The sequence below is a fragment of the Bacillus sp. JJ1773 genome, assembly GCF_036962035.1.
Lineage (GTDB): Bacteria > Bacillota > Bacilli > Bacillales > Cytobacillaceae > Cytobacillus.
Genome location: NZ_JBALNX010000062.1, coordinates 1 through 24,430, shown reverse-complemented (window position 1 = coordinate 24,430; position 24,430 = coordinate 1). Strand labels below are relative to the sequence as shown.

The 24,430-nt window shown below is 38.0% G+C and carries 22 protein-coding genes; 12 read left to right on the top strand and 10 right to left on the bottom strand.

Annotated features, from left to right (window positions below; translation table 11 throughout):
- Window positions 1-465: 465 nt before the first annotated feature.
- Window positions 466-903, top strand: a complete 438-nt coding sequence (locus tag V7127_RS18420; protein ID WP_335346526.1) for a DUF1641 domain-containing protein — start codon at window positions 466-468, stop codon at window positions 901-903.
- A gap of 36 nt (window positions 904-939) precedes the next feature.
- Window positions 940-2,121, top strand: coding sequence for an NAD(P)/FAD-dependent oxidoreductase (locus V7127_RS18415; protein WP_335354400.1), 1,182 nt, complete (start codon window positions 940-942; stop codon window positions 2,119-2,121).
- 60 nt (window positions 2,122-2,181) lie between these two features.
- Here V7127_RS18415 and pepT read toward each other — a convergent pair whose 3' ends face one another.
- Entirely contained in the window at window positions 2,182-3,423 is a 1,242-nt protein-coding gene (pepT, locus tag V7127_RS18410) for a peptidase T (RefSeq protein ID WP_335354399.1), read from the bottom strand.
- Between the two features lie 159 nt (window positions 3,424-3,582).
- Here pepT and V7127_RS18405 point away from each other — a divergent pair, with 159 nt between their 5' ends.
- Window positions 3,583-4,722 (top strand): amidohydrolase, encoded by a 1,140-nt coding sequence (locus tag V7127_RS18405; protein ID WP_335354398.1) that lies wholly within the window; start codon window positions 3,583-3,585, stop codon window positions 4,720-4,722.
- A 150-nt stretch (window positions 4,723-4,872) separates the two neighbouring features.
- On the opposite strand, the gene V7127_RS18400 is transcribed toward V7127_RS18405, so the two are convergent.
- The 6 genes from V7127_RS18400 to V7127_RS18375 form a co-directional block, all read right to left on the bottom strand.
- Complete coding sequence (locus V7127_RS18400) at window positions 4,873-5,982, bottom strand: GerAB/ArcD/ProY family transporter (RefSeq protein ID WP_335354397.1); 1,110 nt, start codon at window positions 5,980-5,982, stop codon at window positions 4,873-4,875.
- 143 nt (window positions 5,983-6,125) lie between these two features.
- The gene (locus V7127_RS18395; protein WP_335488454.1) at window positions 6,126-7,223 is read right to left on the bottom strand and encodes a GerAB/ArcD/ProY family transporter; all 1,098 of its coding nucleotides are present in this window, start codon (window positions 7,221-7,223) and stop codon (window positions 6,126-6,128) included.
- Window positions 7,224-7,280: 57 nt separating this feature from the next.
- Window positions 7,281-7,502: a hypothetical protein gene (locus V7127_RS18390; protein ID WP_335354395.1), complete on the bottom strand. Its 222-nt coding sequence runs from the start codon at window positions 7,500-7,502 to the stop codon at window positions 7,281-7,283.
- Between the two features lie 7 nt (window positions 7,503-7,509).
- Complete coding sequence (locus V7127_RS18385; protein ID WP_335354394.1) at window positions 7,510-8,712, bottom strand: Ger(x)C family spore germination protein; 1,203 nt, start codon at window positions 8,710-8,712, stop codon at window positions 7,510-7,512.
- Between the two features lie 19 nt (window positions 8,713-8,731).
- Window positions 8,732-10,312 carry a spore germination protein gene (locus V7127_RS18380; protein WP_438824032.1) on the bottom strand — a complete coding sequence of 527 codons (1,581 nt, stop codon included), beginning with the start codon at window positions 10,310-10,312 and terminating at the stop codon, window positions 8,732-8,734.
- 127 nt (window positions 10,313-10,439) lie between these two features.
- Window positions 10,440-11,126, bottom strand: a complete 687-nt coding sequence (locus tag V7127_RS18375) for a YqjF family protein (protein WP_335354401.1) — start codon at window positions 11,124-11,126, stop codon at window positions 10,440-10,442.
- 202 nt (window positions 11,127-11,328) lie between these two features.
- On the opposite strand from V7127_RS18375, the gene V7127_RS18370 reads away from it, so the two are divergent.
- On the top strand, window positions 11,329-12,726 hold the full coding sequence (locus V7127_RS18370; protein WP_335354393.1) for an FMN-binding glutamate synthase family protein: 1,398 nt from the start codon (window positions 11,329-11,331) through the stop codon (window positions 12,724-12,726).
- 60 nt (window positions 12,727-12,786) lie between these two features.
- Window positions 12,787-14,160, top strand: coding sequence for an FMN-binding glutamate synthase family protein (locus V7127_RS18365; RefSeq protein ID WP_335488450.1), 1,374 nt, complete (start codon window positions 12,787-12,789; stop codon window positions 14,158-14,160).
- 53 nt (window positions 14,161-14,213) lie between these two features.
- Here the strand turns inward: V7127_RS18365 and V7127_RS18360 are convergent, their stop codons facing one another.
- Window positions 14,214-14,948: a protein-glutamine gamma-glutamyltransferase gene (locus V7127_RS18360; RefSeq protein WP_335354391.1), complete on the bottom strand. Its 735-nt coding sequence runs from the start codon at window positions 14,946-14,948 to the stop codon at window positions 14,214-14,216.
- A gap of 149 nt (window positions 14,949-15,097) precedes the next feature.
- Here V7127_RS18360 and V7127_RS18355 point away from each other — a divergent pair, with 149 nt between their 5' ends.
- The 3 genes from V7127_RS18355 to V7127_RS18345 all read left to right on the top strand — a co-directional run bounded on the left by V7127_RS18355 (window position 15,098) and on the right by V7127_RS18345 (window position 16,158).
- A complete protein-coding gene (locus tag V7127_RS18355) occupies window positions 15,098-15,334 on the top strand; it encodes a helix-turn-helix domain-containing protein (RefSeq protein ID WP_066290188.1) in 237 nt (78 codons plus the stop codon).
- A gap of 207 nt (window positions 15,335-15,541) precedes the next feature.
- The gene (locus V7127_RS18350; RefSeq protein ID WP_438824031.1) at window positions 15,542-15,736 is read left to right on the top strand and encodes a small, acid-soluble spore protein, alpha/beta type; all 195 of its coding nucleotides are present in this window, start codon (window positions 15,542-15,544) and stop codon (window positions 15,734-15,736) included.
- Between the two features lie 167 nt (window positions 15,737-15,903).
- Complete coding sequence (locus tag V7127_RS18345; RefSeq protein WP_335346540.1) at window positions 15,904-16,158, top strand: hypothetical protein; 255 nt, start codon at window positions 15,904-15,906, stop codon at window positions 16,156-16,158.
- 69 nt (window positions 16,159-16,227) lie between these two features.
- Here V7127_RS18345 and V7127_RS18340 read toward each other — a convergent pair whose 3' ends face one another.
- Complete coding sequence (locus tag V7127_RS18340; protein WP_335346537.1) at window positions 16,228-16,533, bottom strand: hypothetical protein; 306 nt, start codon at window positions 16,531-16,533, stop codon at window positions 16,228-16,230.
- A 255-nt stretch (window positions 16,534-16,788) separates the two neighbouring features.
- Between V7127_RS18340 and V7127_RS18335 the strand changes: the two genes are divergently transcribed.
- From V7127_RS18335 to V7127_RS18320, 4 genes are all read left to right on the top strand, one after another.
- Entirely contained in the window at window positions 16,789-17,313 is a 525-nt protein-coding gene (locus V7127_RS18335; protein WP_335346541.1) for a hypothetical protein, read from the top strand.
- A 15-nt stretch (window positions 17,314-17,328) separates the two neighbouring features.
- A complete protein-coding gene (locus V7127_RS18330; RefSeq protein WP_335354390.1) occupies window positions 17,329-18,876 on the top strand; it encodes a flotillin family protein in 1,548 nt (515 codons plus the stop codon).
- A gap of 310 nt (window positions 18,877-19,186) precedes the next feature.
- Window positions 19,187-19,300 carry a YjcZ family sporulation protein gene (locus tag V7127_RS18325; protein ID WP_335344575.1) on the top strand — a complete coding sequence of 38 codons (114 nt, stop codon included), beginning with the start codon at window positions 19,187-19,189 and terminating at the stop codon, window positions 19,298-19,300.
- A 35-nt stretch (window positions 19,301-19,335) separates the two neighbouring features.
- A complete protein-coding gene (locus V7127_RS18320; RefSeq protein WP_438824030.1) occupies window positions 19,336-19,479 on the top strand; it encodes a YjcZ family sporulation protein in 144 nt (47 codons plus the stop codon).
- A gap of 107 nt (window positions 19,480-19,586) precedes the next feature.
- On the opposite strand, the gene V7127_RS18315 is transcribed toward V7127_RS18320, so the two are convergent.
- Window positions 19,587-23,972: a S8 family serine peptidase gene (locus V7127_RS18315; protein WP_438824034.1), complete on the bottom strand. Its 4,386-nt coding sequence runs from the start codon at window positions 23,970-23,972 to the stop codon at window positions 19,587-19,589.
- Window positions 23,973-24,430 lie beyond the last annotated feature (458 nt).

The following is a 24,430-nucleotide window of genomic DNA, read 5'->3' as shown; positions in this document are numbered from 1 at the left end:
ATAATTCTTATTAGGAATTAGTTATATTACCGGAAATTCAAGCAATGGTGTTCTTAGTTTAGTTATTTTATTTATTATCTGTTGAATCCTTTTGCTGGGTATACCGAATTAAGTAAAGTTTGTATCAAAGCACTAGGGTGTATATCAAGTTAGTAAATAAAGCTTAATGTATAGGGGACTGATATTCCATTTTGAGGAATGCAGCCTTTAACTTTATTCATATTCCACCTGTAAATAACATTTAAGCTATGAATATATTCAAAAATTGTAATTGATATTATTCAAAATAAGTCGTATAGTAGTTTTGGGATGATTGAAGGGCTTACATAAATAGTTGTTTAGTAACAGGATAACTATTTAATAGTATTTTAAGATGTTTTTAATTGCCTTTGTGAAAAATCACACAAGACATAAATTTCCTTCAGTTGATAGTAAAAATATTTATTTTGTAAAGGGGTAGTGAACATGACTGCAACGCTTACACAACCAAAACCTGAACAAGAGCATGTGTCGTATCAAGAGAAACTTGATATTCTTGATCAGCTTTTAAAACCTGAGGTACAGGAATCCTTAACAACATTAGTAGAGCAGCTGCCAAAGCTAACAGAGCTAGTAAATATTTTAAACAAATCATATGACTTCGCTCAATCAGTGGCAACTGATGATGTATTAAAGAATGATACAGTAAGTGCAATCGCTGAAATGGCAGGTCCAGTTAAGGACACTGTTAAAAGTATTGCAGCTACTGCTATTGAAGCAAAAGATCGTGCGGATGAAAGCCATGAAGTGATCGGTTTATTTGGCGTATTAAAAATGCTGAAAGACCCTCAAGCCCAAAAGCTTTTCCGTTTCGTTAATGCTTATCTTCAAATCTCTGGAGAAAAGAATAGCCAACAAAGATAAGTTCTTTTAATACAACTAGTAAGGACGGGATGATACATGTCAAAACATATTGTGATCTTAGGGGCAGGTTATGGCGGAGTTCTTTCAGCTTTAACTGTTCGCAAATACTTAAATAGTGAAGAAGCCTATGTTACTGTAGTAAATCAATATCCAACACACCAAATTATTACTGAGCTGCACCGTCTTGCAGGGGGAACAATTGCAGAAAAGGCTATTTCTATGCCGTTAGAAAAGGTTTTCAAAGGCAAAGATATTAACTTGAAAATTGCTAAGGTTGACTCATTCTCTGTTGACGAAAAGGCAGTAAAGCTTGATGATGGTTCCACATTAAAATATGACGTACTTGTTGTTGCTCTAGGAAGCAAAACTGGTTACTTTGGTATTCCAGGACTAGAGGAAAACAGCATGGTATTAAAATCAGTCGAAGATGCTAATAACATTTACAATCATATTGTTGGAAAAATTGAAGAATACAGCAAAACTCGAAATGAAGCAGATGCAACGATTGTTATTGGCGGCGGCGGATTAACTGGCGTTGAGCTAGTTGGTGAAATCGTTGATAATATGCCAAAAATCGCAAAAAAATATGGAGTAGATCCGAAAGAATTGAAAATCAAGCTTGTTGAAGCTGGTCCAAAAATTCTTCCGGTTTTACCTGATCACTTAATCGAACGTGCTACTGCAAGTCTTGAAGCTCGTGGTGTAGAATTCTTGACAGGTCTTCCTGTAACGAATGTAAATGGAAATGAGATCGACCTTAAAGACGGATCAAAAATTGTTGCCAATACATTTGTATGGACAGGCGGAATCCAAGCACTTCCGATTGTTGAACAATCTGGTCTTGCATGTGATCGCGGTCGTGCAACTGTTAATGAAAATCTTCAATCATCTTCTCATCCTGATGTATTTGTTGTTGGAGACAGTGCAGTTGCCTTCCCAGCAGAAGGCGGTCGTCCATATGCGCCAACCGCACAAAATGCATGGCAAATGGGAGAACTTGTTGGTTATAATTTATTCGCACTTCTTAAAGACAAGACATTTGATACATTTGCACCAGTAAATTCAGGTACTCTTGCAAGCCTTGGCCGTAAAGATGCTGTAGCAACAATCGGTGCTAACGAAACTTCACTTAAAGGACTGCCTGCGTCTATCATGAAGGAAGCAAGTAATGTTCGCTACTATTCACATATTAAAGCTTTGTATGCATTAGCATACTAAGGCATAATAAAAAAATGAAGCTGCCAAAACCATCACGGTTAGCAGCTTCATTTTATTTTTCTATAAATTTTCTCCCTTTTCCTCAAACAGCTTAATAATATTCACAATCGTATTTACTGCCTTTTCCATATTATCAACGGAAATATACTCAAATTTACCGTGATAGTTTTCGCCGCCAGTAAAAATATTTGGAGTTGGCAGTCCCATATAGGAAAGCTGTGAGCCATCAGTGCCGCCGCGGATTGGTTTTACAATTGGGGCAATATCCAGCATTTCCATTGCCTCGTGTGCAATATCAACGATTTCTTTAACAGGTTCGATTTTTTCCTTCATATTATAATACTGATCCTTCATTTCAAGAAGGATTTTGTCTTGTCCATATTTTTGCTTGAGCTCCTGAACAATGGCTTCCATTTTTGCTTTTCTAGCATTGAATTTATCCTTATCAAAATCACGTATGATGTAACTTAGCTTTGTTTCTTCCACATCTCCATTAAAAGAAAGAAGATGGTAGAAACCCTCATACCCATCAGTAAATTCAGGAGCCTCATTAACAGGAAGCTTCGAGTTGAATTGTATCGCTATTTTTGTTGAATTCACCATTTTCCCTTTAGCAGTTCCAGGGTGAATATTATTTCCTTTAATGGTAACTTTTGCAGCAGCAGCATTGAAGCTTTCATACTCGAGTTCCCCAAGAGGTCCTCCGTCTACTGTATATGCATATTTTGCATTGAAGGCCGCCACATCAAATTTATGAGGCCCTCTGCCAATTTCCTCATCAGGGGTAAAAGCCACTCTTATTTTGCCGTGCTTTATTTCGGGATGTTGAATGAAGTATTCCATTGCCGTCATAATCTCAGCAATTCCCGCCTTATTATCAGCACCAAGAAGAGTGGTTCCATCTGTTGTAATTAAAGTATGGCCTTTATATTGGTTTAAGCTTGGAAAATCCTTTGGTGAGAGAACAATTTGTAAATCTTTATTTAAGATAATATCATTACCATCATAATCTTCGTGAATTTGCGGTTTGACATTTGCACCTGTAAAATCAGTTGCTGTATCCAGATGAGCCAAAAATCCAATTGTAGGCACTGACTTTTCTGTATTGGCGGGTAAAGTCGCCATTACATACCCATTCTCATCAATTGATACTTCTTCCATTCCGATTGACTTTAATTCTTCGACTAATAAATTCGCCAAGGTTAGCTGACCTTGTGTGGAAGGGCATGTTTCATTCGCTTCATTAGATTGCGTATCAATTTTCACATATGTAGTAAATCTTTTAATTATTTCACTTTTCAATCTCAACAACTCCTTTGTATGGTACTATTACCATTTTATCACTCCAATCTATAAAAGTATAAGATAGACAGCTTTATATTGAAAAATGCCCATTCTTAAATAAATTTAGTGTATAATGATTGAATATTTCAATTTAAGCTAAAAAAGGAGATTTACATAATGAGGCAAGATCCTATTCAGTTGATTGAACAAAATCGCGAAGAAATTCTCCAAACCTATCAAGAACTTCATCAGCTTGCTGAGCCAAGCTGGCAAGAGGAAAAAACCTCATCATATATTCGTGAAAAGCTAATAAATGCAGGGTTAAAGGTTAAAACGTATCAAGACCATTTTGGTTTAGTCACCGAGATTCAAGGGGAATCAAAGGATGTCATCGCCCTTCGTGCAGACATGGACGCATTAGTCCAGGAGGTAGATGGGGAGGTTCGTGCAAATCATTCATGTGGGCATGATGGACACAGTACAATGGCCCTCTATACGGCACTTGTCTTAGCTAAATCAGGGCAACGCTTTAAACACACTATCCGTTTTATTTTCCAGCCTGCCGAGGAAAAAGCAGAAGGTGCTCTGAAAATGATTGAAGAAGGGGCTTTGAAAAATGTCAAATTCCTTGGCGGGATTCATTTACGCCCATTAATTGAAATTCCTTTCCAAAAGGCCGCACCCGTCATTCTTCATGGATCTTCAGCAACGATTAAAGGTGTCATTAAAGGTGTGCAAGCACATGCAGCAAGACCTGAGGAAGGGAATAACCCGATTGAAGCAGCTGCTATGTTAATTCAGGCAATTCGACAAATCCGATTAAAAGATAATCACAAATATTCTATAAAAATAACAGAGCTTCACGGTGGAGAAGCATCTAATTCAATTCCAGAAACTGTTCAATTTACATTTGATCTAAGAGCTGAGACGAATGAAACGATGACAAAGCTAATTAATAAAGCAGAACATACTATGCAAAAAATGGCTGCACTTACTGAAACAGAGATTGAATCAAAACTTGTAGAGTATTCACCAGCTGCAGTAGAAAATTCAAAAGCAATTGAACTTGGAAAGCATGCTATTATTTCCATCCTTGGCGAAGATAATTTCGAACAAGCTTGCCATTCTCCAGGGGCAGAGGATTTCCATTTTTATACATTGAAAAAACCAGACATTGCAGCTACGATGATTGGCTTAGGATGTGATCTCCAGCCTGGGCTTCATCATCCAAAAATGACATTTAATCAGGAAGCACTAATTTACGGTGCAAAGATTTTAACCAATCTAATATTAGAGGCAGATAAAAAGCAGTGGTAACAAATAATTTTTCAAGAATAAAAATAATAGAAGTTTTTAGTTTTAGCTTTTAACTTAGAGACCTTCCTAACTTGGTTAAGAAGGTCTTTCTTTATTACAAAAGAAGGCGGGCGAGCTAATATGGATCAATTAAGAAAATCAGCCATGCTATTATATATTTTTGCTAGAATCTAATGGTTTTCTCTTTCTTTTCCGCAGAACAGCAATTATTAGTAAAAACAGAGGGATAATAGTTTGTATAAGGATTGCATAAAAAGGGAATCCCTTTACAGTATAACGGCTATATTCCATTGTATTAGGCAATGACCAAAAGCTAAATTCTACAATTAAAATTCCTATGGGCCATATAATAGGCCGGTAATCCGTAAGATTAAGCCATTGGGCAGTACCTAAAGCAACGACATAGTATAACATAGAGATTTTGACGAATGCCCCTACAATCCATAAAGCCATAACAACAGACTCCAAATTTTCGAAGAAATCAGCAAGACTAATGTATCGACTTGCTACCATCAGAGGGTAAACCTTAGAATCTATAGTTGTACCTAATACAAAAAGAACAATAAGATTAACGCCAACTAATGTCACCATTACGACAAAAACAGTCATTATCCCGTATTTCATTCCTTTTTTCATATCTGCTAAAAAAGGAAGAAGAAAAATAATCAGAAAAAATTCTGAGAACCATCCAAATGGCACGATTGCACCTTTTAGAGGAGGGATGATTCCTCTCTCTAATATCGGCAGTATATTGCTAATTTCAAAATCGCGGCTTAGAAGTATGATAAGAATAATGAGTGGAATGACAAAAATCGGAAAAATTAATTGGGCAACTCTTCCTACTACTTCTAAACCTCCGTGTACAGAAAAAGCGCAAAGGAGTGCCATTAAAGAGATTATTAAACTAATCGGGGTTTTGAACAGAAAGGAGCCTACAATAAATTCTGCGTATACTCTGACGACAACCCCCGTGGTTATTAGGTAAAAAGACAAAATGAAAAAATCGAGAATTTTTCCCGGAAATCGGCCAATGATGTGTTCGCTGAATTGGACAATCGTTTGACCCGGATAAAGTTTGTGCAAACTAACAGTTATATAAACAGTCACAAATCCGATTATAGACGCCAAAATGGGTGACAGCCATAGATCTTGTTGAGCAAATTTGGCGGTAAGGCTTGGCACAGAAAGGATAGCGGTAGCGACTATCGTAGGATACATCAACATTGCCATCTGGAGGGATGAAATTTTACCTTTCTCCATCATTTTTCTCCTTTGCTAAATACTATTGAAAATGAAATCATGACGAGATTACAGCAGTTGCTTTTCTAAAAACTGTTCAAACGTTTTAGATGGTGTTCTTTTCCAACTCGCTTCAAAGAGTACATTTACATCGTTATGAAATATTAGCTTGAATGAAATTCCTTACTATTTCTTTTCCGTATAACCCCAATGACTAATAAAAACAGCGGAATAATGGTTTGCAAGAGAGCTCCATAGAAAGGGAAAATCAAGTTAAAATAATTAAGGGTCATCGTGTTAGGTAACGACCAAAAGCTAAATTCTAAAGTAAAAATTCCAATTGGCCAAATAATTGGCCGGTAGTCTGAAAGATTTAGCAATTGTGCTGTACCTAAAGCAACGGCATAATAAATCACGGAAATTTTAACAAATGCCCCTACAATCCAAATGGCCATCACAACGGAATCCAAATTTTCGAAAAAGTCAGCGAAGCTAATGTATCGACTTGCAAGCATCAGAGGATAAGCCTTAGAGGCTGTTGTTGTACCGAGTACAAGAAGAACGATAAGATTCACCACAACTAACGTCACCATCACGCCAAAAACCGTTATTATCCCGTATTTCATTCCTTTTTTTATATCAGCTAAAAAAGGCAGCATGAAAATGATTAGAAAAAACTCCGTAAACCATCCACCAGGTACAATCGCCCCCTTGAGTGTTGGATAGATTCCTCTCTCTAATATTGGGAGTATGTTTCCAAGTTCAAAGTTAGGACTTATTAAGAAGATTAAAATGATAAGCGGTATAAAAAAAATCGGAAAAAGTAATTGGGCAACTCTCCCTAAAACTTCTAAACCTCCGTACACGACAAAAGCACATAGGAGTACCATCATAGACATGATGATACTAATCGGGGTTTTGTGCAGAAAAGAGCTGACAATAAATTCACCGTACTCTCTGACGATTTGTCCATTTATATGGATATAAAAAAATAATATGAAAAAACTAATAATTTTTCCCGGGAATCGGCCAATGATCTGTTCAATGGTTTGGACAAAGGTGAAATTTGGATAAAGCTTTTGCAAACGAATAGCTATATAGACTGTCAAAAACCCCATAATAGACGCAAAAACAGGTGACAGCCATAGATCTTGTGCCGCATATTTAGCGGTAATGCTTGGAACTGAAAGGATGGCGGTAGCGACTATCGTAGGATACATCAACATTGCCATCTGAAGAGATGAAATTTTGCCTTTCTCCATCATTTTTCTCCTTTGTTAGAACGTATCGAAAAACATTCATGTTTGTAATCACGAGATTTACTTTTCCATGAACTGTCCGAATGGCTTAAAAAGAGCATCTATCCATGTTGTGGGCCCATCCATCTGCGGGAGATTGAACATTGATAACACTAAACCGATAAGGAGGAGTACAATAAGTGCACCTTTGTCTTTTTTAGGTTTTTGTTTCATTTTAGGCCATTGAAACAAAAGGATGACAAAGATAATTACAGCTGTACTAAAGAAACCTTCCCACCTCATTTTTCATTCACCTCATTTTCAATTCCATTGATTTATTAATATTGCCCTCCCTGCGAATATGACCTTCAACGTCGATTTCCACCTTTACTTCTGAAAATTGCTCATCCCAACGATGTTTTACCATTTTCCATTCTTTAGGGTATTTATGGTGGAATTCTTTGGCGAAACCAACAATATCAGCTTTCAGATCATGCTGTGTATACTTGATAGCAGATTCGATACGCTTTTCAATATCTTTTTTATATGTTTTTTCTGCAATCTTTAATGATTTTGGATTTGAAAGGTCCAAATTCGTTCTGTTTTGCACAATGGCACCTTCTGTTTTTACCTTTATTGTCATTTTCCACTGCTCATCTTTAATTTGCGGAATTAGATTGATTTGGACTGATACCGGATTTAAAGACAAATCCCCTCTTTTACCTTGAGGTTTTGCGGTAACGGTATATTCTTTTACTTCATTCCTTAACCATAAGATTCCTCTAGTTTTATGTTCGGAAATCGTTCCAACCATTTTGTCTTTTTTAAATACTGCTGTTCCTGAAATTTTTGGAAACTGAAGGGACTTTTCTTTACTTGTTTTCTCAGTTTCAAATTTAACATATGGGAGAGCAGCTGCTTGAGCTTCGCTAATAAGCATTTCATCTAAGTCCTGTAATGTGGTCTTCATCCCAATACTTAATTTAACTATTTCCCGAACTGTTTCCGCAGAATAGCGTTCTAGTCTAGTCTGTAATTGAAGGATATTCTTTGCTTTTCCTTTACTGACAAACACAAATGCTCTTTCTCTTGGCTGTGGATGGCGGAGCAGGAAATCTAAATGATCTCGTATTCCTTCCCTTGCTAAATCTTCCCCGAAAATAAACACTTTACATTGTCCCCAAAAGATTTTACGAGGCAATTCACCTTGAAGTTTTGATAGGGCATCTGCAATATTGACTCCTGTATGAGATGTTGACACTGTTGTAGCTCCTCCTCCTCCTCCTTGCCCCCCTTGAGCGCCTCCACTGCTTATTGCTTTAGGAACAAAAATTTGGATGGATAGTTCAATTTGATTGTCTTCCTTTTTATCAATCGCTGCAGCAGTGACAAGCGCTAAATCATTAATTTCCCATCGATCCCAGCAGCCGGTTAACAAAAGAAGCAATCCACCAAAAGAAATCAATAGAAGGAATTTTTTTAGATAAAGATTCCTTTGTCCTTTCTCTAACATTGTTGATCACCCTCATCCTTTAATTTTCCGATTCTCCGCCTCTATTTGGATTCGGTTCCATACCTGAAGTCTGTCGATATATATTCGATTCCCCAGTAAGGTGCGGGCGTTTATCCATCATCCATAAAGGGGATCTCCACAGAACATCCCTGAGTTCATGGCCTTTAAGTGGTGCTAAAGGTGCTAGATAGGGTTCACCAAAGGAACGCAAGCTGCATAAGTGAATCACTATAGCCAGGATACCCATCACGATCCCAAGCAGCCCTAATGTACCGGCAAGAAAAATAATCGGAAATCGCAGCAAACGGATAGCAATTCCGGCTATATAGCGAGGGATCATAAATGAAGCAATTCCTGTAATTGCTACAACAATGACCATTGGTGCTGAAACGATTCCTGCTTGGACTGCAGCTTGTCCAATGACGAGGGCTCCAACAATACTGACAGCGGCCCCTACTTGTTTCGGTAATCGAACCCCTGCCTCTCGCAGTGCTTCAAACGTGATTTCCATAAGAAACACCTCTACTAAGGCAGGAAAAGGGACTGTCTCCCTGGCGGCTGCAATACTAAGCAGCAGTGCTGTTGGGACCATCTCTTGATGGAATGTCGTAACAGCCACATAAAGTGAAGGAAGCAAGAGAGATACTCCAAAGAACACATATCGTAACCAACGGATAAACGTGCTAATCATAAAACGTTGATAATAATCTTCCTGTGATTGAAGCAAAGAAAAAAAGGAAATTGGCGCAACTAGGCAGAAGGGGGAACCTTCAACCAAAATAGCAGCACGTCCTTCTAGTAAATTCCCACATACAATATCTGGACGTTCTGTTGACAATATTTGCGGGAATGGTGAATAAGGATTATCCTCAATCATTTCCTCGATATATTCACTCTCCAATATCCCATCAATCTTGATCCTTTGAAGACGGTTATTTATTTCTTCTATCAGTGTTTTGTCCGCTAACTCTTTAATATAAGCTAGTGCAACGGTTGTTTTTGTGTAAGTTCCGATTTTCATTGTTCGTATTTTTAATGCAGGGCTTTTAATAATTCTCCTTAATTGTGATGTGCTCACCTGCAATGATTCCGTAAAGCCTTCACGCGGACCTCTTATTACAGACTCTGCTGATGGTTCCTCAATACTTCTCTTTTCCCATTTTGCTAAACCTAAGGAAAATCCGTCTTTTTCCCCTTCAAATAATAGAATTGGTTTACCCGATGAGATTGATTCAATACAATCAGCCAATAATTGGACTCTATTTACTTTAGAAACCGGAAGTTTTTGTTCTAGGAATTTATCAATAGTCTTAGATTCATGACCGACCTCCTGCATAAGAGGGGAGAGAACATATTTTTCAATGCTATCATTATCTGAAAGCCCTTCAATAAAAATGATTAAAGCTTTTTTCTTTCCAAAAAGTAAGAAGTGCCGAAATACAACATCAGAACAGTTTTCATAAATTGAACGAAAAACTTCTTCATTTGCACTTAAATTATATTGGAGTGGATCCTGAGGCTTGGATTCATGATTCATATTTTGGAATTGAACCTTTTTATCTTTTGATTTCCTTAATAATTTATTTACATTACGAATCAAGCTCGTTCCCCCCACTATTTTTTGCGGCTACTCTAACTCTTATTTCTAAGATTCTTCATTTAGGTGTTTTTATACAATTAATCCCCAAATTAACATATGGGCTTTTTTTGTTGAAAATTTTTTTTTATTACACTCCAATTTTTTTAATATTCCAAATTAGTGAATCTGTCCCCTTAGAAAAGTGGGAGATTGGTGTTACTTTGTTAACATCAATATTAAACGGTGTAAAAAGGGTATTCTTATATATTTCTATCTCAGTCTTTTGTAACTGCCATGGCTGATGGTGGATTTCCAAGCAATATGTATGGATACCATTATTTGAACTAAAAAAACAATAGCGTTCAGTCAGAAAATGATCAAGTGTTCCTTCCTTAGGCAAATAAACTTCTTCTAGTGGTTTATATGTTCCATCAATAGTGATCTCGTATTTTGTTTTTCTTTTACGAATGCTTTTATAATGAAAGTTTTGACCCTTTTTTTCTATTGAAATTTGTGCAGATTGATAAGGCAGACGAAGCCATCTTTTTGCAATTGTGTAGGAAGCCCAGTCGCAAACATCTAAAGAAAGAAAATAAATGCCGCTTTTCCCGTTACACTTAACATATGTACGTACATTAATTTCTTGAAATTTAGGCAGGATGGAAATGTTGGGCAATCCTCGAGGATAAATGCCGTCCATAACAAAAACAATTATTCCCAACCAAGCAGATCCATTAAATGTGTCAATTTCTAAAGATGCTGGAATATGCTTACGCAATTTTTCAGATGGAATAGGCCAATGAATAAACAATAGGTCTCTCCATGTCTGTCGCATAATCCAATTTTTTGAGGGCAATGGAAAAGGTCTGTGTAAAGTATTATTAATTAACTTCATAAAAAATTCTCCAATTGACATTTTTTCTTCTTAGTCTTTTCTCCAAGGAAAGTTTTCATGCAATGCCGATCATATTATTTACCTAATTTGGAAATACTAGGACATACTAAATGGATTTTTTATTTGATTTTGGAGTAGAAAAATGTCGAATATATTAACTTATATGACTTTTGCGATGATCGTAATATCTTTTGTCCTTTTTTTATTTATACTTTTCGGTTGGCGGTGGCTTATGAAACGGATGGTAAAGAAAATGGGCAAAATTATTTTAACGGATAGTTATCAAGAAAATATTATTGAAATGTTACCTGGATTCAGGCATATGGGCATTCAAAATGTGCTTGAAAATAGTTTGCGTGCAGAATCGGGTGATATCTTACACCGGCCACTTGGTTCTTCGAAAAAATGGCCTCATTTAGAGCCAATTACCTTTATCCCTGCACAAACGACTCCATTTCCTGTCGATGGTGAAGAGGAAGTAGATGTTCAAGTAACGATAGGACCTAAAGCAAAAAAACCATTGAAAATTAAAATCCCTCTGATAATTAGTGGAATGGCTTATGGTATCGCACTTAGTGAACAAGTGCGGTTATCTTTAGCGGAGGCAGCTAAAAATGTAGGAACTGCGATTAATTCTGGTGAAGGACCGGTCCTTCCAGAAGAATTAGATAAAGCAGGAAAATACATTCTACAGTTTTCAAAAACAGAATGGTCAAAGGATAAAAGTATCTTGAAGCAGGCTAATATGATTGAGATTAAATTGGGGCAAGGCGCATTATTTGCCATGGGCGGAAAGATATCACCGAATAATTTATCGCCTCGTGCTATTGAATTAATGGGGCTGAAAGAAAACGAACAGGCAGTTATCTATGAAAACTTTTTTGATAATCAAACGCTGGACGATCTTAAACAACTTGTGAAGGATTTACGCAAATTAACCGGTGGCGTTCCAATAGGTGTAAAAATGGGTGCAGGCGGAAAAATTGAAGAAGATATTGATCATTTAATAGAAATGGGTGTTGACTATATTGCTATTGATGGCGGACAAGCAGCGACTCACGGTGCACCACCAATTTTATCTGATGATTTTGGTATACCGACCTTGCATGCGATTGTTAGGGCTGCTAATCACCTTGAAAAGAGAAACATGAAGGGACAAATTAGTTTAATTGCCTCCGGAGGTCTCTTTGTACCCGGGCAGTTTTTGAAAATGCTTGCACTCGGAGCTGATGCTGTCTATTTAGGATCTGTCATGTTGTTTACAGTCGCTCATAATCAAATATTGAACGCGGTTCCATTTGAACCGCCTACTCAAGCTGTTTGGAATGACGGAAAGTTCAAGGATCAATTCAAGATCGAAGATGGCGTTCAAGCAGCAGAGAAATTCTTAACAGCCAGTACAGAGGAAATGAAAATGGCATTAAGGGCTATGGGAAAACGATCTTTAAAAGAGTTGTCAAAAAAAGATTTAGTGTCATATGATGATCAGACTTCACAAATAATCGGAATTCCGTTTTCATTTGAACCATGGGAAAATTGAAGCTTTACTTGATGTTGGGAAGTGTATTTGTTGAACGTACTTAACTTTTTAACTTTTATAATGATTGCTTTGTTATTTGTCATATTTTTTTTCATGCTAATTGCTTGGCGCTGGCTTACAAAAAAAATCGTTAAGCAATTTGGGAAAATCATTTTTACAGATAGTTATCAAGAAAATATTATAGAGATGATACCAGGGTTTAGACATATGGGCATTCAAAATGTCCTTGAAAATAGCTTGCGTGCAGAAAAAGGCAAAGTCCTTTTTCGGCCACTTGGAGGTTCTTCTAAAAAATGGCCGAATCTTGACCCGATTACATTTATCCCGGCACAAACTACACCATTTCCAATTGATGGGGAAGAAGAAGTAGATGTAGCTGTTACGATTGGACCAAAATCGAAAAAACCAATGAAAATAAAAATTCCGCTTATGATTAGCGGGATGGGATATGGAATCGCACTTAGTGAACAGGTGAGACTTTCCTTGGCGTCTGCCGCAAATAATGTGGGAACAGCGATTAACTCGGGTGAAGGAGGAATTCTGCCTGAAGAATTAAATACAGCTGGGAAGTATATTTTACAGTTTGCCAAAACAGAATGGGCAAAGGAAGAAGCCGTTATAAAGCGCGCAGATATGATTGAAATTAAATTGGGACAAGGTGCAGTATTCGGGATGGGAAGAAAAATTCCGCCCGAAGAATTAACCGGTCGTGCCCGAGAAATATTGGGTCTTAAGGACAATGAAGAAGCAGTGATCAATGAAAATTTTTTTGAAAATCAAACATTAGAGGACTTGAAAGAACTTGTACATGACCTAAGGGAGCTGACAGGTGGCGTTCCTATCGGGGTCAAAATTGGGGCAGGCGGAAAAATTGAAGAGGATATTGATCATATCATTGAAATGGGTGTTGATTATATTGCGATTGATGGCGGACAAGCAGCCATGCACGGAGCACCACCGATTTTATATGATGATTTTGGAATTCCGACACTGCATGCGATTGTCCGGGCTGTTAATCATTTAGAAAAGAGAAATATGAGGGGACAGATTAGTTTAATTTTCTCAGGAGGGCTTTTAGTCCCAGGGCACTTTTTAAAAGTACTAGCCCTCGGTGCTGATGCTGTCTATTTAGGTTCAGCGATGCTGTTTACTGTCGCTCATAATCAAATATTGAATGCCGTTCCTTTTGAACCGCCTACCCAAGTTGTATGGAATAACGGAAAGTTTAAGGATCAATTTAAGATTGAAGACGGGGCTCAAGCAGCAGAAAAATTCTTAACTGCAAGCACCGAAGAAATGAAAATGGCTTTAAGAGCAATGGGAAAACGCTCATTAAAAGAACTGTCAAGAAATGATTTAGTCTCTTATGATGAGCTGACTGCCCGAATGATTGGCATACCATTTTCGTTTGAGCCCTGGAACAAAAATGAATAACCAAAGGCGCCTATATTTCATTAACATTTAAATTTGGAGCCTTTTGGTTATGTTTACCCATATAGAGGCTTGGCAAATTGTGATAAATATTTAGTATTTAATCTGCTATGCTGAGATATTAAATAGGCAGATCTTGTTGCGTTTTTCCTCCTAAGTGTATTGAGGGTTTTAATCATCTCTTCTTCCGTTTTAATTCCAATTCCATGACCAAAATATAAACCATCTCCTAAATAAACAGCATTTTCACCTGTCCATACTGGGTGCCCATAATCGGGATTAAAAAAGTAGACAACATCCCCTGGGATAAAATCACTTCCTATTTTTGTAACTATACTTAAATCTGAGTCATAGTTCCAATCCCAAACAAGGAGCCTCTGGAATAAAGTATTGAAATAACTGACTGAAATCAAATCAAGCACTGCTTTATAATAAATAAATACAATAGCGGTTGAACATTCAAATGCGTATTCCTTCCCATTTTTAAATACATCTTTAAGTGCATCGGATGGCTGGATTGAGGGATTAAGTAAATAGCCGTATTTGATTTTCGTCCAAATTTTCGGATTAAATTTAGATGTAATAAATGGAGTAAATGTTGCTTCGCTTTTTTGAAGGTCTTTCGCTGCTAAAATAATATGCTTCCTTAATCGTATATCAAAAAGCAATTCATGTAAGGAATCATATTGATGAATGGAAGGGCTGCTTTCTAAAGCGATAAATATCTCCCTTTCCGTCCCCTGAAAGTTGCTTTGATTAGGCTTTATTTCATAACTTGAAATAATAATCAATTAAATAAGTCTCCTTTCACAAAAGGTATTAATTGGTTCTTGTTGTGTTCTCTTCAGTTGGCGAAAATAATTTACTTTACAAAAGGATCATTTCAATGCTAATTTATTTAAATAATATGATACTGTAAAGGGGGGTATGAGCATTGAGAATGAATAAAGAAATTATTAAGTTTCTAAGAAAGAGTTATGAGATGAATCAGCGAGATTTTGCAAAGATTGTCAGCTGCAGTTTCTCGCTTATTGCATTAGTAGAAGTAGGTAAACGAAGAGTAACCGCTGAGTTAGAAGAAAAAATTAAAAAAGCGTTTGATTTAGATGATCAGCAGATTCAATCCATCGCTTCTCTTGTGTCTGAGATTAGTAAGGGAGTACCTCCATTTATGTAAATAAACCGCTTGAATTTATAAATATATTTATTTTCGTTTACTCATCTTATGCTGCATGTCCATAACCCAAAATTAGGCTATGGCCGTGTCACCTCAAACCTTCCTACATAATTAATCGTCTTCAAAAATGAATGAAGCATCCAGCCTTCGGTTAAATTAGAATAGAGCAATTACTTGCTCAACTAATCGTGGTGGGAGTGATGTATCATGGCTAGAAACAAACTTTTAGTACCTGGTGTTGAAAATGCATTAGATCAAATGAAATATGAGATAGCAGGCGAGTTTGGAGTTCAACTTGGTGCAGATACAACCGCACGAGCAAATGGTTCAGTTGGCGGCGAAATGACAAAGCGTCTTGTCGCTATGGGACAGGAGCAGCTGAAGAATCAGCAAGGACAGTAATAAGATTGATAAGGCAGGGACCCTTCTTTGGAGGGTCTCTTTTATTCGTTTTAATTAGTAATAGTTCCCTTTTCTAGATAATTACCCAAGAATTTATATATTGCTTTGAATTCTATTTAATGGGTGTGAAAATATGTAGAAGAAAATGAGGAGGAACAAAATTGAATATGAATGTAATACCAAATACTATTGATATGAATGACGAAAGGATTCGACCATTTGGATTTGGAGGATTTGGAGGGTTCGGCCGCCCAGGCTTTGGCTTTGGGTTTGGCGGACCATTCTTTGGATTCGGTTTTCCGTTTTTAGGAGGATTAGATTTAGGAGCAGCACTTGGTGGAGGATGGGGAGGATATGGTTATCCATACTATCCATACTATCCACCTTATCCTTTTTACCCGCCTTATGGATACTGGTATTAAGTAAAAGTGAAATGTTCAAGGGGGATGCTCCCATAAGAACTTCAATTGAAGTTTTATGGCTGCCTCTTTTTATTTATCCTCCCATTCCTCATAAATCACAATTCCGCCAGTTAGGTCAATTTGATTTCGCTCCCCTTTGTAATATAGCTTGCCATCCTCGTTTACAATCAAGTTCTCATAAGTAAAAACATGATCCCCAGATGGCAGCTGAATAATGATTTTTTCACCAAGCACTTTTTTTGGTGCCTCAATCTTAATTAAGCTTTGAGAATAAAAATAAAGGGCAGTAAAAGCTGAAATACATAAGGAAAAGAACAGAATGAAGCGTTTTATTACAATATATGATTTTTCAGAATACCTTTGTGACCTCGACATTCTTCTTTCATGCCTCCTGTTAAGAAAAGACTAATCTCCTGAGTATCGTATGCATGAAGAATTACGAAGATGACAGAAAAAGGCTAAAGTTTAGGAATCTAAGTAACACTTAAAATAGTTATTTGAAAATTATTTTTTAAAAATTGAAACATTTTCCTCCAATCATCCGTAAGTAAGGTAGAGTACAAATAAATAGATTATTAAAGGGGGGGTACGAATGGCTGTTATCATGAAAAGGAAAGGGCCTGAATAGTGATGGAGATATTTGGAGTCGGTATCCAAACAATCTATTTGTATACGCTTATTATTTCGGGGAGTTTAATTATCTTATACTTATTTTTCGGTGATGTGATCGAAGGGATATCTGAAGCAGCTGGGTTCCTTAATCCGGTACTAGTTTTAGCATTTTTAACTTTTTTATCAGCAATCGGATATGTGCTTGAAGCTGTAACAGGACTAAACAGTATCCTAATAATGGTCATTGCTGCAATTGTTTCTATCATATTAGATACCCTGCTAAATGTATTTGTTCTTATTCCATTAGCCAATTCTGAGGAGTCGCTTGTGTACACAGAGGATTCTTTGAAAGGGAGATTGGGGAATGTCATTATTCCAATTCCAGAGAATGGATTTGGCGAGGTTTTGATTGAAAGTATTAGCGGCAGGATTTCTAAGCCTGCTGCTAGCTTCGATAACAAAATCATAGAGGAAGGAAAAAAAGTTCTTGTGATCGACATTAAAGATGGGGTTCTTTATGTTGTGCCACAAAATGAATACTAGATTGGAGGAAAATTTATGCTCACGATTTGGATTGTAATTGGAATTGCAGCCTTTTTATTAATTGCTTTATTAGGAATCTTTATTACTAAGTATAGAACGGCTGGTCCGGACGAAGCCTTAATTGTAACAGGGAGCTATCTCGGCAGCAAAAATGTACATGTGGATGAATCAGGAAATAAAATAAAAATTATCCGCGGCGGTGGTACATTTGTGCTGCCTGTGTTCCAGCAGGCTGAGCCGTTAAGCTTACTATCAAGTAAGCTGGAGGTATCTACTCCTGAAGTATATACAGAACAAGGCGTACCTGTTATGGCGGATGGTACAGCGATCATTAAAATTGGCGGCTCCATTGGAGAGATTGCAACAGCCGCAGAACAATTTCTTGGAAAATCAAAGGAAGACCGAGAAAATGAAGCGAAAGAGGTCCTTGAAGGCCATTTGAGATCGATTCTTGGTTCAATGACTGTTGAAGAAATTTATAAAAATCGGGATAAGTTTTCCCAAGAAGTTCAGAGAGTCGCATCACAGGATCTTGCAAAAATGGGTTTAATCATCGTTTCATTTACAATTAAGGATGTCCGTGACAAGAACGGTTATTTAGACTCTTTAGGAAAGCCTAGAATCGCTCAGGTGAAGCGGGATGCAGATATTGCAACAGCAGAGGCTGAGATGGAAACGCGGATCAAACGTGCAGAAGCTGATAAAGACGCACAAAGGGCTGAGCTTGAAAGAGCAACAGAGATTGCCGAAGCTGAGAAAGAAAATCAAATGAAAATAGCTGATTACCGCAGGGAGCAGGATATTGCAAAAGCTCGGGCAGACCAAGCCTATGATTTAGAGACAGCACGTGCAAAGCAAGAGGTAACAGAGCAGGAAATGCAAATTAAGATTATCGAGCGTCAGAAACAAATTGAATTAGAAGAAAAAGAAATACTAAGAAGAGAACGTCAATATGATTCCGAAGTAAAGAAAAAGGCAGATGCAGACCGGTATGCTGTAGAGCAGGCTGCTGAAGCTAACAAGAAAAAGCAAATAGCTGAAGCAGATGCAAATAAATACTTAATTGAAGCCCAAGCTCGTGCAGAAGCTGAAAGAGTTCGAGTGGATGGATTGGCTAAAGCAGAATCACAACGTGCACAAGGTGAGGCAGAAGCTGAAATCATTCGCCTGAAAGGTCTTGCTGAAGCAGAGGCGAAACGAAAAATTGCCGAGGCCTTTGAGCAATATGGTCAGGCAGCTATTATGGATATGGTTTTGGAAATGCTTCCTGAATACGCAAAGCAAGTGGCAACCCCGCTTTCCAATATTGATAAGATTACGGTTGTTGATACAGGCAGTGACGGAAAAAATGGCGGTGCTAATAAAATCACAGGATATGCAACGAATTTAATGTCCACGATGCAAGAAAGTCTTAAAGCATCCTCAGGTATTGATGTAAAAGAACTGATCGAGAACTTTTCCGGAAAGGGAAATATCCGTCAGAGCATAAATGAGCTAACGAATGAGTTGACAAGCAAGAATGACTATGAAGCAAAAGATGAAAGAGAAATAAGTAAATATTAATTTTCATTACTGAATATGGCTTAGCGAAAGGGCGGTGATCTGTTTAGATCCCCCCTTTTTTTGTTGACTCGCAAACTGCCATTCGAGCATGTTCTCGAATGTTTTCGTCCCGATTAAAACCCGTTCACAAGCACATATATGGCTAAATCAACACCAATCACTAATTTAGCCTATTTCATAAATATTAGGCGAAAATACAAGATTTATAGATTGTCCTAATGAAATAACCCAAAAATTGTGCATTCGTCTATCGCACACAATAGCTTAATTGAATAGGATATAAGGAATCAAACAAAGGAGGTAAATTAATATGTCAGATGGAATTGCATGCGGTGGAGGCTTCGCTCTACTTGTTGTATTGTTTATATTGTTAATCATTATTGGTGCTTCTTGGGGATTCGGTGGCGGGTTCGGATTTATTTAAAAAATGCTTTTAATTGATAGGGAGGAGATGGGTTTATGTCATTTGGATACGGCGGCTATGGTTATGGCGGTTATGGTGGCGGTTTTGGATGTGGCGGATTTGGAGGCGGTTTTGCTTTAATCGTTGTCCTGTTTATTCTGCTTATCATCGTAGGTGCTTCATGTTTTAGCTTTTGTTAAGAAGGAAGCGAGAGAGTGAACCTCTCTTGCTTTTTTCAGGTTGAATAATGGAATTAATGCAAGTATAAAACAGGCCCATTTTGAAAACTGAGCCTGTCTCTGATTACTTAATTTTCAACATTTTCGTTTTCTTCAATTACTTCTTCATTGCTATTATTTCCATTATTCCTTTTTCCTGTGTTATCTTTTTCCTTTTTCTTTTTTTCATTAATGTAAAGCTTGCCATCAGCAATTTTTCGAGATTCATTTCCATAGTCGTCTGTTACATGAACTTCTATTTCTGCTCCAGGTGCTTTTACGTTTGATGTGGCCGTGTAGTAGCCTACATAATGTCCTGGTGAAGTTTCCGTCATTGGAAGTGAATTAGCGTCAGAAAGCTGTCCACCAGTGTTTGTTAATGGCATTCTGATTGCAAAAGTTCCTTTTAACCCAGGATCGCTGTCGAATTCAATTTTGACTGTTTCGCCTTTCTTTAATTCCTTGTCCTCTGCAGGAAGCAGATTTTCAATAGTTGGTGGAGTATATTTTGCATTTACTGTTACAGTTTTTTCCTCAGAATTACCTGCCTTGTCTTGAGCAATAACAGTGATTATGTTTTCACCTTCACTTAGAATAATACGAAGTGAGTATTTGCCATCGGCTATATTTGCACTTTGACCATTAACCTGTACTGAATCAAGATTTTCATCGGATACTGTACCTTCAACGGTTACTGTTTCTTTATTTGTTTTTGATTTATCCTCTGGTGCAGTAATGGCTAGTTCTGGTTTCGTTTGGTCGAAAACAATTTTCACAGGATTTGAAGCATCTGTTGACCCTAAATCTGTTGTCACCTTCGCAGTTAAGATATTTTCACCTTCTGTCAATGTTACATCAGCAGAGAATATTCCAGCTTCGGTAGCTTCAGCCGTTGCAACTTCTTCGCCATGATTGAAAATAGTGACGGTTGTAGATGGTACCGTTGTTCCTTCAACAGTTACCGTTCCTTCATTTGTAAATACGCCATCTGCTGGTGACGTTATCACAGGTGCAGTGACCTCATAATTGACCGTAGAACGGATCATATAGTTGCCTTCTGCTACAGGTGACGGTGACCAAGAACCTCCTACCAGCTGCCAGCTTCGCTTCGCATTTGTTCCATTTTCATCTGTTGCTAAGCCAGGAGCATTCGGATTTGGTGCAGTTTGGATGTAAACCATATAGAAATCGCCGTTTACCATGATTCCATGCTCACTTAAATCAACATGTGTCCATTCACCATTTCTTAAGGCGGTGGCATCGAATGGCCCTGCTAATTTTTTACCAGGAGCACCATCAGGACCACTTGCATCGTATACTTCTACTTTGAAAGCTGTTCCGCCTGGAATTGGCCATTCCGTATTCCAGAATCGGAATAATCCGCCTGTTACCATTGCATTTTTGTGTCCAGAAGTAAGAGACATTTTAACAGCCCAGCCATTTCCTGCATCATAGAAGGCACGGGCATTTTCAGCTGTACCGTCATCATAGCCAATTTCACCTGGGAAACCAATGAACGGCTTTACCTGTACATTTTGTTCTAATGGAGTTTCACTAATACTAATAGCAATATCTTGGCTATAGTATGAAGGTGCCATCACCTTTAACGTGTAGTTGCCTTCATACGCAGTAATGGAATATTCTCCGTTTGCATTTGTTTCTACTGGCTGTACAGCAGCATCCTCTACTAAAAGGAGTGTAGCATTTGCAACAGGTTGACCTGTAGCATGATTTGTAACAGTACCAGAAACTGTTCCTTGCGGGATTGGCTCTAAAACAAAATTAGCTGTCACTTCACCGTCTTGAGGAATATTAACAGTCTGTGCCTGGGAACGGTATCCATAAGCCTCTGCTTGCACAGTAAAGGATCCGGAAGCATGTGTAAATTCATATGTGCCATCAAAAGGTTTTGTAAATACGGATCTGCCTGATTCTAAAATGCTCACTTCAGCGGTTAATGGTAGGAGAGCAGGGGCAGGCTGATTTTGTGAGCCATTATTTTGTATTACCTTTTCTTTTACAGGTACAATCTTGTCAGGATCTACCTTTTCATCCTTTAGAGCAGTATCGGAGTCATCTGCAGCTTCAGAAGGATTCGTAATTGCCAGCTGATTACTATTTGCGGCCTGTAGGGCAGTGTTTGAAAGCTGCACATCATCAATGTACCAGCCTGGTCTTTGTACAGAACCATCTGTTTTTACATTGAAGCCTACGTAGATTCTTTGACCTGCATATTCACTTAAATTAACTTCTCCGTCAATCCAGCCGGAAGTAATATCCGTGATGCGAAGCATTTGTGTCCAGTTTTCCATGTCAGTTGAGACAAAAACATGGCCAAAATCCCAGTTTCTTTCAAGGTTATACCAATGCTTAAACTGTAAGTATGCATTTCCTTCTGGGAGGTCGATTGGCGGCATAACTAATGTCATATTAGCTCTGTTATCGTAGTTTCCTGAAAGATTAGTGGCGTATACTTTTTCGCCGGATGCTGCATTTCCTGGTCCGGAGGTTGGCACTCCCCATTGCCAGCTATTAAATTCACCAAATGATGTCCAGCCTATTGGCTCAGATTCAAAATCCTGTGAATAGCCTATGGTGATGCCAGGCATAACAGATACTACAAAGTTATCAGTTACGACTTCATTTCCTCCAAAGTCATTGACCTTCCATTTATATGTGATGGATGGTATAGAAATCTCATCTCCAGGTATTGTTACTTTGTAAATTCCATCTTTATAGTCTCCTGAAATTCTTGCTCCTTGTAAAGTTGCCCAGCTGCCGTCAGATTTTAAGTATTCAAGGACTGTGTTTAATACACTTACGTTGTCAGTTGCTCTTAATTCTAAGGAAAGATCCATTCCTGCGTATGTTTCTTGCGGAGCAACGTGAACCACTTCAGGTGCTTCACTATCATTGCCTTCTTTTGCTACTTGGCCTTTAATCTTTCCAAGGCCGGATATGACAGAGGAAACGGCATCATATGCATTGACGAGACCATATCCAAAACCATTATTTGGTGTTCCAGGATATTGTCCGTTCGTTAAAGGTGAAGCTGTTTGGATTAATATTTCTTCCATATCTTCGACAGAAAGACTTGAATTAACTTGACGAAGCATGGCTGCAACAGCTGAAACATGCGGTCCTGCCATGGACGTTCCATTCCAGCCTCCCTCATACCCGCTTCCTGGTACGGAAGAACGAATATTTACACCAGGTGCAGAGATATCAGGTTTGATTTCTCCATATGGTGATGGTCCTTGAAGGGAGAAGCTGCCTAATCCATTGTTAATATCTGTTGCACCAGTAGCGAACGATTCAGGGTAGTTTGCTGGATTGGCAATTGATCCTGGTCCCCCTGGATTCCCGATTCTTGTATTGCCTGCAGAGAATTCTGGGAAAATTTCTGCTGCACGCCACGCTTGAACCATTGGACGATACCATTCATCAAGTCCTGGACCACCGCCCCAAGAGTTATTTACAACATCAGGAGCTTTATCAGGATGAGGATTTCCAGCGGCATCCTTTGGCGCTAAAATCCATTCACCAGCAGCAATGAGATCTCTATCTGAACCGCCAGCTGCTGTAAACGCTTTAACAGCAATCCATTTGGCACCAGGTGCTACTCCGATTTGATTGGCTCCGTTTGGTTCTGCACCAACCATTGTTCCAGTTACATGAGTGCCATGACCAACATCATCATACGGTGCAGATCGTCCAGCTGTAGCGTCAAACCAGTTAAATTCATGTGTTGGAGAATTAGGATTGGCTGGATTATAGCCTCGGTATTTTTCCTTTAGTGCTGGATGATCCCATTGGACACCGGTGTCTATAGATGCAACAACCGTACCAGATCCATCAATTCCCATTGCCCAAACGGCTGGGGCACCGACTCTTTCAATATTCCATTCTATTGAGTTCGTTTCAGCTTCTGTTTTTTTATCTAGCTGAAGTAAAGGGGGCTCGGCAACCTTTTCTGAAATATTCAGCTGTCTAATTTCGTTTGGTAGAATTTTGTCAATTTCAGGGAAGGCTGCGACTTGTTCCATGACCTCTTTTGTAGCAGTAACAGCGATGGCATTCACAATATAGAAGGATTCAACATCTGTTGCTTTTCCCTCTTTCTCCATTTTTTGGAGGAATTCTGCAACAGGGCCTTGAGTTTCAAAAGCAGTAGATCGTAGGGAGGATAGAACTGCGGATCGTTTCATGTATTTTAATTTAGCTGGTGTTACATTTTGACTTAAAGCATTTTTTTCAGCATTTTTTGCTGCTGCGGCTGTGTCTGCTTGTTCCTTGAACTTAATTAAAAACGTGACTTTACCTTGATTAGCGAATTGATCTTGTAATTTGCTGCTAATTTTACTTTTTGCAGCCTCAGGAGCTGCTTTCTTAAGTGAAGTATGTGGAGAATCATTTGCTTCCGCTTGACCCATGTTTGGGAACATAAGCGGGAGTATTAAAAAAGCAATGAACATGATATTAAACCAACGAAATCGCGTATTCCTTTTCTTCTTCAAAATAATCCCTCCTTGTTTTGGTAAATAAGATTTTGACTGCTGTTGCTAAATGAAAATAATCACCTCCAAAAAGGGCGGAAAGAAAACCCTTTGTTAATGAAACTTTAGCGAATAAAAATCGAAAAAGATGTCGAATAATCAGAGAGGAATTGAGTGCTAGATTAAAATGAGAGAAAGGAATTAGAGTAAGATGACTGGTCAAGATAAAAGGAACTAGTAAACACTCAATCTAAACGACTAGAAATATGTTCATTTACATATAAAACTGACATTTTTCTTGTATTTTTTGGAAAAAATAAGAAAAAGGAAAGGGGAGTGAATTTAACCGAAAAGACCTATAGTGAAAAGGAAGTGGGTCATTAGCAGATGTGTCTTTTATTCTAATGGAGGATTTGAATAATATCGGGATACAAAAA